This window comes from Nocardia sp. NPDC059236, assembly GCF_042754085.1.
In the GTDB taxonomy this organism is placed as follows: Bacteria; Actinomycetota; Actinomycetes; order Mycobacteriales; family Mycobacteriaceae; genus Nocardia.
In genome coordinates this window covers 545,202-558,374 of sequence record NZ_JBHZAF010000002.1, presented here as the reverse complement: position 1 = coordinate 558,374, position 13,173 = coordinate 545,202, and the positions used below count along the sequence as shown (strand labels likewise).

Here is a 13,173-nt window from a genome sequence, read left to right as displayed (position 1 = left end):
CGGCATGGGTGTGCGTGTAGGCGTCGTCGGCGCGACCGGTCAGGTCGGCGCGGTCATGCGAAAGCTGCTGGAGGAGCGCAACTTCCCGGCCGACGAGGTGCGGTTCTTCGCATCCGCGCGTTCGGCGGGCAAGACGTTGCCGTTCCGCGGCCGCGACATCGTGGTCGAGGACACCGAGACCGCCGACCCGAGCGGACTGGACATCGCGCTGTTCTCGGCCGGCGCCACCATGTCCCGGGTGCAGGCGCCGCGTTTCGCGGCCGCCGGTGTCACCGTCATCGACAACTCCTCGGCCTGGCGCAAGGACCCCGAGGTGCCGCTGGTCGTCTCCGAGGTGAACCCGGAGGCCACCCGCAACCTGGTCAAGGGCATCATCGCCAACCCGAACTGCACCACCATGGCCGCCATGCCGGTGCTCAAGGTGCTGCACGACGAGGCCGGGCTGCAGCGGCTGATCGTCTCCAGCTACCAGGCGGTGTCGGGCTCCGGCCTGGCCGGTGTGGAGGAGCTGGCCTCGCAGGTGCGCGCCGTCATCGGCGATGCCGAGAAGCTGGTGCACGACGGTTCGGCCGTGGCATTCCCGGCGCCGAACAAGTACGTGGCCCCGATCGCCTTCGACGTGATCCCGCTGGCGGGTTCGCTGGTGGACGACGGCAGCGGCGAGACCGACGAGGATCAGAAGCTGCGCAACGAGTCCCGCAAGATCCTGGGTCTGCCGGATCTGCTGGTGAGCGGCACCTGTGTGCGCGTCCCGGTCTTCACCGGCCACTCGCTGTCGATCAATGCCGAATTCGCGCAGCCGCTTTCGGTGGAGCGCGCCGAGGAGCTGCTGGCGAAGGCGCCGGGTGTGAAGCTCACCGACGTCCCCACCCCGCTGGCCGCCGCCGGTATCGACGAGTCGCTGGTGGGCCGCATCCGCCAGGATCCGGGTGTGCCGGACGGCCGCGGTCTGGCGCTGTTCATCTCCGGCGACAACCTGCGTAAGGGCGCCGCGCTCAACACGATTCAGATCGCGGAAGTTCTTTTGAACAACTGATCAGATCTATCCGTTACGGACCGTGCACAAGAAAGTGCACGGTCCGTTTTCGGATATTGTCCAGGCGTCAATGCGATAGGCTCCCTGGAGTCGGTCAATCCGCCCAAAGTTCGGCACAGGGGAGCGGCGGTAGTCGATCGGTCCGGAGCCCGTCGATCACGACTTCTATGCGATGCGGGCGCAAATGCGCAGCGAGGCGTTCGGCAATTGCGCGTTCCGCGCGGTAATCCAAGATCATTCCTCCGGGAAACCGCAGGCGCACATGGACTTCGCCGGTTTTCGGCACGGCGGTCATCTCGATGGTGCCCGATGCGAGGCTGGTTGACCTTTCATCGAGCGCGAGTTCCGGATACCCTCGCGTTCGAGGCGCGCGGTGATGCTTTGCACCGTCGCCCCGTCGGCAGTGGAGGAATACTTGGTGGCCGCAAGGGCGCACGCCGCGAACCACATTGCCGCGCCGCCGATTCCGGCTCCGAGTAGGAAGAAGAGAAGTTCGCCGGGCATGACCACCTCTTGTCGTCCGATTGGTTCGACGGGTCCTCTTCAAACGTTAAACACAGAAAAATTGCGGTGCAATAAGAAAAATCCATGTTCCATACTGTGCGCCGTAAGCTCGGTCGGTCTGGAATCCTTGTCGACAGATCCCCCCTCTGGATGGAAAGGGCGGAAGGAGAAGGGCATGGTAGACATCGGCGAAACAAGCGGGCGGTGACGGCCGGGAAAGCCGATCAGGCAGAAGGAGTTTGACCCGGTGGCCGAAAGTACCCTTGGGGCACGGGTAGCGGAGTTGCGCCGGCGGCGGGGACTATCGCAGAAAGAGTTGGGAGCGGCGATTCGGCGCTCGGAAAGCTGGGTGTCGCAGGTCGAGCGAGACGTGCTGCCTGTTGAGCGACTGTCCGTTCTGCAAAGACTGGCGGACGTGCTCGGAGTGGCGGTACGCGATCTGCGTCCCGAAGCGGCCGAACCGATTGCCGCAGACCGCGGTGACGGGCATCGGCCCGGCTCGGCGGTGTTCGAGCAGCTGCGGCTGCTGCTCACCGGGCATCCCGCGCTGGAACAGCTCTTCGGAGACGAGGCCGATCGCAGTCTCGAGCTGAGCACTGCGGCCGCGAAACTGCCGGAGCTGCAACAGCGAGTGGACCTGGCCTGGCAGCTGGCGCACGAATCCCGGCTGGTCGAGGTGGGCAGCAGTCTGCTGGAACTGATTCCGGATCTCGAGCACGCCGCGCGGGCGGATGCCACGCGGCGGCCGGAGGTGCTGACCCTGCTCTCGCGCGCCTATCAGGTGGCCGCGACCGCGTTCACCCGCCAGGAAGAGGTCGACGCGGCGTGGGTCGCGGCCGATCGCGCACTGTCCGCGGCCGAGGAATCCGGTGACGCGCTGAGCGTGGTGGCCGGAACCTATCGCATGGCACAGGCTTTCCTGCGTCTGCAACGCCTGGAACAGGCCGAGCAGGCGGCGCGAGTGTCGGTGGCCGCGCTGGCCGCGCAGGTCGCGGCCGAGCAGCCGCGGCCGGAAGTGCTGTCGCTCTACGGATCTCTGCAGCTGATGCTGGCGGTGATCGCGGCGACGGACGGGAATCGCACGGCTGCCCGCACCGGGCTGGCAGCGGCGCGCGCCGCCGCCGACCGGCTGGGCGAGGGCCGCAACGATTTCGACACCGAGTTCGGTCCGACCGGGGTCGCCGTGCACGCGGTGGCCGTGGCGGTTGAACTGGGCGACGCCGGCGAGGCGCTCGATACCGCGCGCACCGTCGACGCCTCGATCCTGTCTCCGGAGCGGCAGGCGCGCTTCCTGGTCGATGTGGCCCGCGCGCACGCGCAGCGGCGGCAGGCGAGCGAGGCATTGGAAGCGTTGCTCAATGCCGAGCGACTAACCCCCGAACTGGTGCACACCGATCATCGCGCCCGCGAAGTGGTGCGTGATCTGCTGCAGTTCGCCGGTCGCCGACCGGCCGACGAACTACGGGAGCTGGCGGGCCGCGCCGCGGTCACCCCCTGAGCGAACCAGGGGTGGCGGCCGGTCAGCGAATCCCGGTGTGCGCGAGCCGGGTCCGACGCATGCCGCTCGGGCGAACCCGGAAAGTTGAAGCCGACGCCCAACAAGCGCCTCTCGGCGAGTGGTCGCTCGTAGCGACGAAGGGTGCGGCCCGGGGCTGTTCCGACGCCGGCAAGGGGGATCAACCCGGGGTCCGCCGGATCTATTCCGGGGTGGGCACTGTGATCTGGGCAACGGTGCCGCGATGGTGTCCGGTGTCACCCTGAGGTGCGGATCAGCGTGATCGAGCTGCTGGCCGCGCGTGGCCGGCACGCCGAGGCGCTGACCCCGCCCCGATGGACCTCGGGCGTCCCCCGGCCGCCGAACCATCCGCCGACAGCGCCACCCGTGGTCCCGCGATAATCCTTCGCTCGATATTTGCCGAACCTGCGCGTCCGGACTGTATATACCTTTGTTTACTCACCGCCCTGCGGACTTTTCTTGACTAGTTCCAGAAAACTCGGCACGCTCGAAAACATGACCAAGGCGACCACCACCAATACCGGCGCCCCGGTGCCCAGCGACAACGAATCGCTCACCGCGGGCACACAGGGCCCGATCCTGCTGCACGATCACTACCTGATCGAGAAGCTCGCCCACTTCAACCGGGAGCGGGTGCCCGAGCGCGTGGTGCACGCCAAGGGTTCGGGCGCGTTCGGCGAACTGGTGGTTACCGGTGATGTCAGCCGCTACACCAAGGCCGCGCTGTTCCAGCCTGGCACCCGCACCGAGTCGCTGGTGCGTTTCTCCACCGTCGCCGGTGAGCAGGGCAGCCCCGACACCTGGCGCGACCCGCGCGGTTTCGCGGTGAAGTTCTACACCACCGAGGGCAACTACGACATCGTCGGCAACAACACCCCGGTGTTCTTCATCAAGGACCCGATCAAGTTCCCCGACTTCATCCACTCGCAGAAGCGCCTGCCCGGCTCCGGCCTGCGCGACGCGAACATGCAGTGGGACTTCTGGACCCTGCGCCCGGAGACCGCCCACCAGGTCACCTGGCTCATGGGCGACCGCGGCATCCCGGCCACCCTGCGCCACATGGACGGCTTCGGCTCGCACACCTACCAGTGGATCAACGAGGCCGGCGAGCGCTTCTGGGTGAAGTACCACTTCAAGACCGACCAGGGCATCAAGAACCTGACCCAGGCCGAGGCCGACGAGCTCGCCGGTAAGGACGCCGACTTCCACCGTCGCGACCTGTACCAGGCCATCGAGCGCGGCGACTTCCCGAGCTGGACCCTGAAGGTCCAGATCATGCCGGTCGCCGAGGCGGACAACTACCGCTTCAACCCGTTCGACCTGACCAAGGTCTGGTCGCAGCAGGACTACCCGCTCATCGAGGTCGGCCGCTGGACCCTGAACCGCAACCCCGCGAACTTCTTCGTGGACATCGAGCAGGCCGCTTTCGCGCCCTCGAATGTGGTTCCCGGCATTGCCTTCTCGCCCGACAAGATGCTGCTGGGCCGCGTCTTCGCCTACGCCGACGCGCACCGCTACCGCATCGGCGCGAACCACGAGCAGCTGCCGCCGAACCGGGCCAAGGCCGCGCCGGTGAACTCCTACTCGCAGGACGGCGCCATGCGCTTCGCGCACAATGCCGCGAGCGTTCCGGTGTACGCGCCCAACTCCTTCGGCGGCCCGCACGCCGATCCGGCGCGCGCCATCGACGACGGCGCCTGGGCGTTCGACCCGGCCATGGTCCGGGCCGGCTACCTCCAGCACCGCGAGGGCAACGACTTCGCGCAGGCCGGCACCCTGGTCCGCGAGGTCATGAACGACGCCGAGCGGGATCGCCTGGTGGGCAATGTCGTCGGCCACATCCTGGGCGGCGTGCGCGAGCCGATCCTGAGCCGGGTCTTCGACTACTGGAAGAGTGTCGACGCCGAGCTCGGCAAGCGCATCGAGATCGGCGTCCGCGAGCAGCTCTGACCCGAATCCCGGGACAGTCCGGGGCTTCCCCGGACCCCGCACGAGGCCCGCGTCGCGAATTGTGGCGCGGGCCTTCGTCATATCCGCGCAGCGGATAGCTGCGGTGTCCATAACGCGGCTATCTATGATGGTGGCTCGGTGGGCAAGCCCCGCGCGGCGACGAGGAGGTCCGATGCGAATCGGGGAGCTGAGCAAGGCCAGTGGCGTGTCCACCCCGACGATCAAGTACTACCTGCGGGAAGGCCTGCTGCCCAAGGGCGAGGCGACCGGCCACAATCAGGCGCAGTACGACGACGCGCATCTGCGCCGCCTGCGGCTGATCCGGGCGCTCGTCGAGGTCGGCGGGCTCTCCATCGCCTCGGCGCGCGAGGTGATCGCGGCCCTGGACGATCCGGATCTCGGCACCCACAAGATCCTCGGCGTCGCCCAGCACACCGCCGCCCGCAGCATCGCCTTCTGCGACGAGGAATCTCGGACCGCCGCCCGCGCCGAGGTGGAGGCCATGCTCGATCGCCTGGGCTGGCGCGTCGGTCGCGACAATCCGGCGGTGTCGGCCGCCGCCGAGGTGGTCGGCGCGCTGCGCCAGCTCGGCCACGGCGATATCGCGGACCGCCTCGACGACTACGCCCACGCCCTGGAGTCGATCGCCGAACTGGATATGGCCGTGCTGACCTCGCGCGGCGATATCGACAGCATGGCCGAGACGGTCGTGGTCGGAAACGTGCTCGGTGACGAGCTCATCGCCGCGCTGCGGCATCTGGCACAGACCGATCGCTCGGCCGAATTCTTCAGCGGCCGGCCAGCATCGAGTCGGTGAGCCGTTCGGCGAGCGCGTCGTCCAGGGGCGCGTGGCCGAGGATGAAGCGGTACCAGAACACCCCGTAGAACTGGTCGACCAGCAGATCGAGATCGGCGCCGGCGGGCAGTTCGCCGCGTAGCCGCCCGCGCTCGAGCACGGCCCGCACCGCTGCCCGGCGCTGCGCGGTGAAGGTCTGCAACAGCTCCGCGAGATGCGGGTCGTGTGCCGCCTCGCGCACCAGCGTGCGCAGCGCGGGTGCGGTCGAACTGCTCTGTGCGCCACGGAAAGTCGCTTCCATGAGGGTGCGCAGGTCGGTGCGCAGCGAGCCGCTGTCCGGAGGCGGCACCTCGAGCGCCGACCGTTCGGTGAGCGCGTCCAGCAGGACCGCGCCCTTGGACGGCCACCACCGGTACACGGTCTGCTTTCCGACGCCGGCCGCCCGCGCGATGGCGTCGATGGTGACCGGTGCGCCGTCGGATTCGCCGAGCAGCCGCAGCGAGGCATCGAGGATGGCCTGCCGGGTGGCTTCGTTGCGCCGTCGCCCGGTGTGTGGTCGCGCCGGATTGGGCTGTGCCGCCGTGCTTTCCATGATCGCCCTCCTGTGACGCACCTCACCGCTTTGTCGAGACTAAAAGTCTCGCCAACAGTGTTGTCGAGACTGTCAGTTCCGTAAGAATAGACGGACAGCGACAGAGAGGGTTTCCGACAATGACCACAACACCGCGCGTCGTCGTCATGGGTGGCAGCTCCGGCATCGGCGAGGCCACCGCCACCGCCTTCGCGGCCGACGGCGCCGAGGTCGTCATCACCGGTCGCGGGCGGGACAAGCTCGACGCGGCCGTCGCGCGTATCGGCGGCAAGACCACCGGCTACGCCCTGGACGCCACCGGCCAGGCCGATATCGACGCCTTCTTCGCCCAGGCCGGGACCATCGACCACCTGGTCATCTCGGTGAGCGGCTCGGCCGGCAGCGGTCCCTTCGCCGACCTCGATCTGGACCAGCTGGCCGCCGGCTTCGACGGCAAGTTCTGGCCGCAGGTGCGCATCCTGAAAGCCGCGCTCCCGCACCTGGACTCGCAGGGCTCGGTCACCCTGGTGACCGCGGGCTCGTCCCGCTCGGCCTTCCCCGGCACCGCGGGCCTGGCCGCCATCAACGGCGCGCTCGACGCCATGGTGCCGCCGCTCGCCGTCGAACTCGCCCCACTGCGCATCAATGCCGTCTCCCCGGGCGTCATCGACACCCCGTGGTGGGACCGGGTTCCCGAGGCGCAGCGCACCGCTCTGTTCGACGGCCTGGTGGCGACCACCCCGGTCGGCCGCGTCGGCCGCCCCGAGGACATCGCCCGCGCCATCCACATGCTGGCCATCAACGGATTCATCACCGGCGTCGTGCTCGACGCCAATGGCGGCACCAGTCTCGCGACGGGTCGCTGACCGGCCAGTAGTTTGGTCGGCATGCTCGAAAGCTCCGCCGCCGCACCGGAAACCACCACACCGCGCCGGGCCACCTGGTTCGAATGTTTCGGGGATCTGGTGTTCGCCGCGGCGGTCGGCCAGATCACGCATCGGGTGGGCGCGCACCCCGATGCCGGATCGGTGGCCGCGGCGGCCGGACTGTTCGTGCCGCTGTGGTGGGCCTGGGTCCTGTACGCGGTGCACGCCAATCGGGCCGATCGGGATACCGCGGCCCACCGCCTGCTCACCAGTTTCGGGCTGACCGGCATCGTGGGCATGGCGGTGTTCGCGGGTGCGGTCGGCCAGAGCCGGGGCGTGGACGCGGGATTCGTCCTCGCGTACCTGGTGGCCCGGGCCGGTGTCGCCCTGCTGTACGCCTGGGATTCCCGGCGGAATCCGGCACTGCGGGCCGTGTTCCGTTCGTTCACACTGGGTTCGGCCGTGAGCGCGGTGGGCTGGCTCGGCGGCCTCGCCTGCGACGCCGGCCCGCTGCGCTACGGCGCCTGGACGCTGGCCATGCTCATGGAGCTGGCCCTGCCGCTGGTGGTGACCCGGCGGCTGGCCGGCGTCGAGCAGGAGACCGACCATCTGCGAGAACGCTTCGGGCTCTTCACCATTGTGATCCTGGGCGAATCCGTGCTGGGCTTCACCAATGGCCTCGCGGCGGTACACACCGCCGGCTGGGCGGCGGTGACCGCGGCCGCTGCCTTCGCGCTCACCGTGGGCCTGTGGTGGTCCTACTTCAATGGCAGCGGAATACGCCCGGGGTCGCACACCGAGCTGGCGCGCACCGGAAAACTGCTGCACCTCTACACCTTCGGGCACCTGCCGCTGCTGCTCGGTCTGGCCTTGGCCGGCGCGTCGATGGGCATCGCGGTGACCGGCGGCAGCGCGCATTCGAATGCCACCGCCGCGGACTGTGTCGTCGGCGGCGTGATCGTGTACCTGGTCTCGGTAGCGCTGACCCGGGCCGCCTTCACCGGAATTCGCGAGAGCGTCGTGGTGATCCGGTTGCTCACCGCCGTGCTGGTGGCGGGGCTGCTGCCGATCGCGACCCGCATTCCGGTGGCGGGATTGCTCGGCGTGCTGGCCGGATTGGTGATCGGCTCGGTGGTGGTGGAGACTCCGGCCCAGCGCCGTCGGCTGGCGACGTTGGGCTGAATCACCGCCCGCCGCAGCTCATTTGGCGCGGTCGCGTCGAAACTCCAGTCCGTCCAGGATGAGTCCGAGCTCGGAGTCGAAGAAGTCGTTCCTGGACTGCGTGGGGTCGAGTTCCCGGTAGACGCCGTACCGTTTGGCGACGTGGGGGTAACCGCGTACCGCCTGTTCGGACGCGGCCATCATCTTGGCGAACCATTCCTGTTCACTGAGCCCGCTGCGGGAGACGCTGGTGAGCATGGCGGTTTCGGTGCCGGCGGAGCCGAGGACGAAGGCCCAGAAGGCATTCGAGGCCCGGTCCGCCTCCGCGTCGTCGAAGCCCGCCGCTTCGAGGGTCGCGAGCATGGCGTTCGACAGGCGCATGAGATTGGGGCCGAGGTAGGCGAGTCCGGCTCCGGTGATGGCGGTGCTCATCCAGGGGTGGCGCAGGACGGCGTCGCGCACATCGCGACCCAGAGCGAGTAGATCGGCGCGCCAGTTCTCCGGTGCGATGGTGGCGGGCTCGTGGACCTCGCCGAACGCCTCGTCGATCACCAGTTCCAGGATCTCGTCCTTGTTCGTGACATGGGTGTAGAGCGAAGTGGCTCCGGCATTGAGGCGGGAACCGAGCTTGCGCATGCTGAGCGCGTCGTAGCCCTCGGTATCGAGCAGCGCGAGAGCTTCGGACACGATCTGTTCCCGGCTCAGTGCGGGCTGATCTCGCCGCTGTCGCTGCGGGCGGGTCCACACCGACGAGAACTCCTGTGCCTTGGCCGCCATGGCTCTTCCTCCTTCATCTGTGGAACAGCATAACCCCAGCTAGAACGCCGTTCGTTCGACCGTACACCGTTCCCTATTGCGAACAGTGTACGTAGACCGTACAGTGTTCGACAACGCCGCACAGTGTGCGGAAGAGCTTCTCGAAGGGGAACCGAAATGACTGCGAACGAACCGACAGAGGCGCTGACATCGCCTGCGGCCCAGCGCAATCCGAAGCGCTGGCTGATCCTGGTCGTGCTCTGCCTGGCCACGCTCGTGCTGGTGATCGACAATATGGTCCTCACCGTGGCGCTGCCGGAGATCGCGATCGACCTGCACGCCGGGTCCCAGGCCCTGCAGTGGGTGATCGACTCCTACATCCTGGTCTTCGCGGGCCTGCTGCTCACCACCGGCAGCCTGTCGGACCGCTTCGGCCGCAGGCTGGTCATGGTGCTCGGGCTGGCACTCTTCGGCGCGGCCTCCCTCATCGCGGCCTACGCGACCAGCGCGGGGATGCTCATCTCCGGCCGCGTGATCATGGCGGTCGGCGGCGCGCTCATCATGCCGAGCACGCTGTCCATCCTGATCACCGTGTTCGACGAGGACGAGCGGCCCAGGGCGATCGCCGCCTGGACCGGTGTGTCCGTGCTCGGCATGGTCGGCGGCCCGGTGCTGGGCGGCGTGCTGCTGAACCACTTCTGGTGGGGTTCGGTCTTCCTGCTGAACGTGCCGATCGCGGCACTGGCCATCACGGCCGCCTTCGCCCTGATGCCGGAATCCAAGGGCCCCGCCCGTCCGATCGATCTGCCGGGCATGGTGCTCTCGATCGTCGGCATGGTGTCGCTGGTGTGGTCCATCATCGAGTTCCCGGCCAAGGGCCTGCACGGCACCTGGGCGACGCTGGTGCTGGCGGTTGTCGTGCTGGTGGCCTTCGTGATTCGTGAACTGACGGCTGAGCACCCGATGGTTCCGCTGCAGCTGTTCCGCAACCGGGTCTTCACCGGTTCCAGCTTCTCGCTGGTGCTGGCCACCTTCGCCAATGCCGGCCTGACCCTGGTGCTGACCCAGTACCTGCAGTTCGTGCTCGGCTACTCGCCCATCAAGACGGCCCTCGCCTTCACGCCGTTCGCGCTGACCGCGCTGGTGTTCAACGGCCTGGGCGCCGCGCTGGTGCAGAAGCTGGGTGTGCGTCCCGTCGCCCTGGTCGGCATGCTGGTGCTGGCGGGCGGCTTCGGCGCCCTGGCCGCGCTGACCTCCGACTCCGGCTTCTGGCTGCCGGCCCTGGCGATGTCGCTGGTCGGCGCCGGTGCGGGCCTGGCCATGCCGGCCGCCGTCGGTGCGCTGATGGGTGCGATTCCGCCGGAGCAGGCGGGCGTGGGTTCGGCGCTGAACGACACCATTCAGCAGACCGGTGGTGCGCTCGGTGTCGCGGTGCTCGGCGCGGTGCTGGCCGGTACCTACACCGACGCCATGCCCGCCGACGCTCCGGCGGCGGCCCGGGAGGGCATCGCCGGAGCCTTCGCCACTGGTGACGGCAGCCTGGTGTCCGCGGCCCGCGATGCCTTCACCGACGCTATGTCGAACACCTTCCTGGCCGGTGGTGCGGCGGTGCTGGCTGCCACCGTGGTCGCATTCTTCCTGATGAAGGGCGCGAAGCCGGCTGCGCCGGAAGGGGTTCCGGCCGAGGCCGACCTGGTCGAAGCCCGCTAGGCCCGACACCCGCGAACGACTCCGCCCCCGGCAGCACGCCGGGGGCGGAGTCGTTGCCGCGGCAGGAAGTCATTGCTGCGACAGCGCGGCGCCGGCCGGTGTCAGTCGAGTAATTGCTCGATGCGGGCCGTGCAGAAGCCGGTGATGTTCATCTCCGGCGGGAGCTGTACGCGGTGGGTCATGCGCAACAGGGGAATCGACAACAGGGCGGCCGAGAAGACCTCGTGGTACTCGAGGTTGCGGACCTCGTGACCGGTCCGCTTCTCGTAGTAGGCGATGGTCTCGGCGCGGGTCGGTGTGCCCGGCAGCGGGCGACGGCCCTCGTACTCGCTGCACGCCCAGTCCAGGAACAGCAGCCAGGCCAGATCCGACTCCGGGACACCGAGATGGGCGATCTCCCAGTCGAGCACACCGCGGACCCGGAAGTCGTTGTCGTACAGGATGTTCGACATCCGGGCGTCACCCCAGCAGAGGCACGGCTGCTCGGGTTCGCAGAGGTTGTCGCGCAGATACGCCACCGCCCGCCGGTAGGTCTCCGGCGGCGTTCCCTCGCAAGCCCACTGCAGCGCGGCGTCCAGATAGTTCACGCCCTGCTCGACGACCCCGGCGCCGTGCTCGGGAAATGCGAGGAAGTCCAATCGCAGTGCCCGCCAATCCAACTGGTTGACCTCGGCGATGGTGTCCACGCATCCCCACCACATGCGAGCCCGCTGCTCGGGCGTGGCCTCGAAGTAGTTCCCGGCGGCGTGATACGACGGATAGTCGCTCGGCGCCCGGCCTTCCAGCCGGTTCATCACGAAATACGCGCTGCCGAGCGGATTGTCGCCCCGCTCCAGCCAGACCACGGCCGGTACCGGCAGCCCGGTGTCCGCCAGCCGGCGCATCACCAGCACCTGCCGCAGCAGGTCGTAGTCCGGGAACAGCGACAGGTCCGGCGGTCGTCGCAGGACCAGGGAAGTGCGGCCGGAATCGTCCTCGACCTCGAAAAGATAGGTCTCGGTGGCGAATCCGCGTTCGGTGCGCGCGAGCTCGACCACGCGCGCGTTCCCGGCGGGCGAAAGATGCTCGCGTACGGCCGGTTCCAGTGCCGTCGCCAGCTGCTCGGCCGGAATTCGGGTGGTGCTCACGGTCAGTACCCCTCGTACCCGTACCGCGCATTGCGGCCCACGAACACCATTTCGACCAGCCCGTATCCGACCTTGCCGGCGGTCTCGATGCGGCAGAAGGTCTCGCTGAGCATGCTGACCTGCCGCAGATCCGCGGTGTCGGTGAGGTCGGCGGTGAAGCCGTCGCTCCAGTCCGCGCCCTTCCACAGTCCGGAGGCGTAGCCGCGGTAGTGGTCGTATCCCGCGAGGCCGGGCCAGAATCCGGAGACCGGCGTGATGGTGAATTCACGGTCGCGGCCGTCGGCGCCGCGCGCGGTGAAACTGCCGCCGCTGACGATGCGGAAGTCGTCGCGGAAGGTCAGCGCGTGGTCGGTGGTGACGATCGGGACCGGCTGCCCGGCGGAGCCGATCGGGGCCAGCACGGTGCCCTCGAAGTGCCAGCGCTGCCCGTCGGCGGTCTCGCGCTGCGCGAAATGCACCAGCTCGTCCTCGAATTGGAAGATGCCCATGTAGTAGAGGACGCCGTCGGGGATGTCGCCCGGCTGCAGGCCCTCGCCCTCGCCGAGGCTGCCGCCGCCCCCGCCGTGGCGGGTGCCCCAGGAGTGGTCGCGCCCGAACCACCAGGTCTCCGGATCGATCTCGAAGCGGGTGCCGGCCACCTCGATCCACCCGGAGATGCGCCCGTTCTGGTAGTAGCGGCGGGCGTCCTCGCGCACCCGGCCGCGGCTGCGGAAGAAGGCGGGTTCCTGTTCGTAGGCCGGGAACTGCCCCTCGAAGTCGAGTTGCAGCCGCACCCCGTGCTCGTTGTCGCCGAGGGTGGCGCGCACCTTGCGCAGCGGCTCGACGATCTCGTACCTGTACGGGCCGACCTGCCAGTCGGCGAGGCCGTCGTAGCGGTCGCCGATCTCGCGCGAGAGCCGGACCACGTGGGCGGACTTGTCGCCGATCGTGATCATGGCGTAGGCATCGAGCACATTGCGGTTGGGGTAGCGCGCCATGCCGGTCATCACGCTGATCTCGCCGGTGGTGTCGAAGCCGTACAGGACGACACGTTCGGTCCAGCGCAGATCGCTCTGCTGGACGTGGTCGAAGGTGGTGGGGAGCTGGTGGGCGAGCAGTTCGTCCTGGGGCGTCAGCATGGGTGCCTCCTGAATTAGAATACGGGCCATACCGTATTTCAAATAGGACAACGATGTAACCT

11 protein-coding genes are annotated in these 13,173 nt (G+C 68.4%); 7 read left to right on the top strand and 4 right to left on the bottom strand.

The features are described from left to right. Positions 1-4 precede the first annotated feature (4 nt). From ACFXIV_RS07730 to ACFXIV_RS07715, 4 genes are all read left to right on the top strand, one after another. Positions 5-1,036, top strand: a complete 1,032-nt coding sequence (locus ACFXIV_RS07730; protein ID WP_364621396.1) for an aspartate-semialdehyde dehydrogenase — start codon at positions 5-7, stop codon at positions 1,034-1,036. Positions 1,037-1,787: 751 nt separating this feature from the next. Further along, positions 1,788-3,038 carry a helix-turn-helix domain-containing protein gene (locus ACFXIV_RS07725; RefSeq protein ID WP_379393336.1) on the top strand — a complete coding sequence of 417 codons (1,251 nt, stop codon included), beginning with the start codon at positions 1,788-1,790 and terminating at the stop codon, positions 3,036-3,038. 513 nt (positions 3,039-3,551) lie between these two features. Then, a complete protein-coding gene (locus ACFXIV_RS07720) occupies positions 3,552-5,006 on the top strand; it encodes a catalase (protein ID WP_379393338.1) in 1,455 nt (484 codons plus the stop codon). 172 nt (positions 5,007-5,178) lie between these two features. Beyond that, positions 5,179-5,823, top strand: coding sequence for a MerR family transcriptional regulator (locus ACFXIV_RS07715; RefSeq protein ID WP_379393340.1), 645 nt, complete (start codon positions 5,179-5,181; stop codon positions 5,821-5,823). Here ACFXIV_RS07715 and ACFXIV_RS07710 read toward each other — a convergent pair. Next, the gene (locus tag ACFXIV_RS07710) at positions 5,795-6,394 is read right to left on the bottom strand and encodes a TetR/AcrR family transcriptional regulator (protein ID WP_379393342.1); all 600 of its coding nucleotides are present in this window, start codon (positions 6,392-6,394) and stop codon (positions 5,795-5,797) included. The genes ACFXIV_RS07715 and ACFXIV_RS07710 overlap by 29 nt on opposite strands. Before the next feature lie 119 nt (positions 6,395-6,513). Here ACFXIV_RS07710 and ACFXIV_RS07705 point away from each other — a divergent pair, with 119 nt between their 5' ends. Beyond that, the gene (locus ACFXIV_RS07705) at positions 6,514-7,239 is read left to right on the top strand and encodes an SDR family oxidoreductase (protein WP_379393344.1); all 726 of its coding nucleotides are present in this window, start codon (positions 6,514-6,516) and stop codon (positions 7,237-7,239) included. Between the two features lie 21 nt (positions 7,240-7,260). Further along, a complete protein-coding gene (locus ACFXIV_RS07700) occupies positions 7,261-8,421 on the top strand; it encodes a low temperature requirement protein A (RefSeq protein ID WP_379393346.1) in 1,161 nt (386 codons plus the stop codon). A gap of 18 nt (positions 8,422-8,439) precedes the next feature. Here the strand turns inward: ACFXIV_RS07700 and ACFXIV_RS07695 are convergent, their stop codons facing one another. Then, a complete protein-coding gene (locus ACFXIV_RS07695; protein WP_379393348.1) occupies positions 8,440-9,177 on the bottom strand; it encodes a TetR/AcrR family transcriptional regulator in 738 nt (245 codons plus the stop codon). A gap of 156 nt (positions 9,178-9,333) precedes the next feature. Between ACFXIV_RS07695 and ACFXIV_RS07690 the strand changes: the two genes are divergently transcribed. Beyond that, positions 9,334-10,866 carry an MFS transporter gene (locus ACFXIV_RS07690; RefSeq protein ID WP_379393350.1) on the top strand — a complete coding sequence of 511 codons (1,533 nt, stop codon included), beginning with the start codon at positions 9,334-9,336 and terminating at the stop codon, positions 10,864-10,866. Between the two features lie 101 nt (positions 10,867-10,967). Here ACFXIV_RS07690 and ACFXIV_RS07685 read toward each other — a convergent pair whose 3' ends face one another. Next, entirely contained in the window at positions 10,968-11,993 is a 1,026-nt protein-coding gene (locus ACFXIV_RS07685; protein ID WP_379393352.1) for a phosphotransferase family protein, read from the bottom strand. 2 nt (positions 11,994-11,995) lie between these two features. Further along, on the bottom strand, positions 11,996-13,111 hold the full coding sequence (locus ACFXIV_RS07680; RefSeq protein WP_379393354.1) for a hypothetical protein: 1,116 nt from the start codon (positions 13,109-13,111) through the stop codon (positions 11,996-11,998). Positions 13,112-13,173 lie beyond the last annotated feature (62 nt).

Bases quoted from the DNA above. Each gene is read 5' to 3' on its own strand.
- ACFXIV_RS07730 (WP_364621396.1), top strand. From the start codon at position 5: ATGGGTGTGCGTGTAGGCGTCGTCGGCGCGACCGGTCAGGTCGGCGCG.
- ACFXIV_RS07720 (WP_379393338.1), top strand. From the start codon at position 3,552: ATGACCAAGGCGACCACCACCAATACCGGCGCCCCGGTGCCCAGCGAC.
- ACFXIV_RS07715 (WP_379393340.1), top strand. From the start codon at position 5,179: ATGCGAATCGGGGAGCTGAGCAAGGCCAGTGGCGTGTCCACCCCGACG.
- ACFXIV_RS07710 (WP_379393342.1), bottom strand. From the start codon at position 6,394: ATGGAAAGCACGGCGGCACAGCCCAATCCGGCGCGACCACACACCGGG.
- ACFXIV_RS07705 (WP_379393344.1), top strand. From the start codon at position 6,514: ATGACCACAACACCGCGCGTCGTCGTCATGGGTGGCAGCTCCGGCATC.
- ACFXIV_RS07700 (WP_379393346.1), top strand. From the start codon at position 7,261: ATGCTCGAAAGCTCCGCCGCCGCACCGGAAACCACCACACCGCGCCGG.
- ACFXIV_RS07695 (WP_379393348.1), bottom strand. From the start codon at position 9,177: ATGGCGGCCAAGGCACAGGAGTTCTCGTCGGTGTGGACCCGCCCGCAG.
- ACFXIV_RS07690 (WP_379393350.1), top strand. From the start codon at position 9,334: ATGACTGCGAACGAACCGACAGAGGCGCTGACATCGCCTGCGGCCCAG.
- ACFXIV_RS07680 (WP_379393354.1), bottom strand. From the start codon at position 13,111: ATGCTGACGCCCCAGGACGAACTGCTCGCCCACCAGCTCCCCACCACC.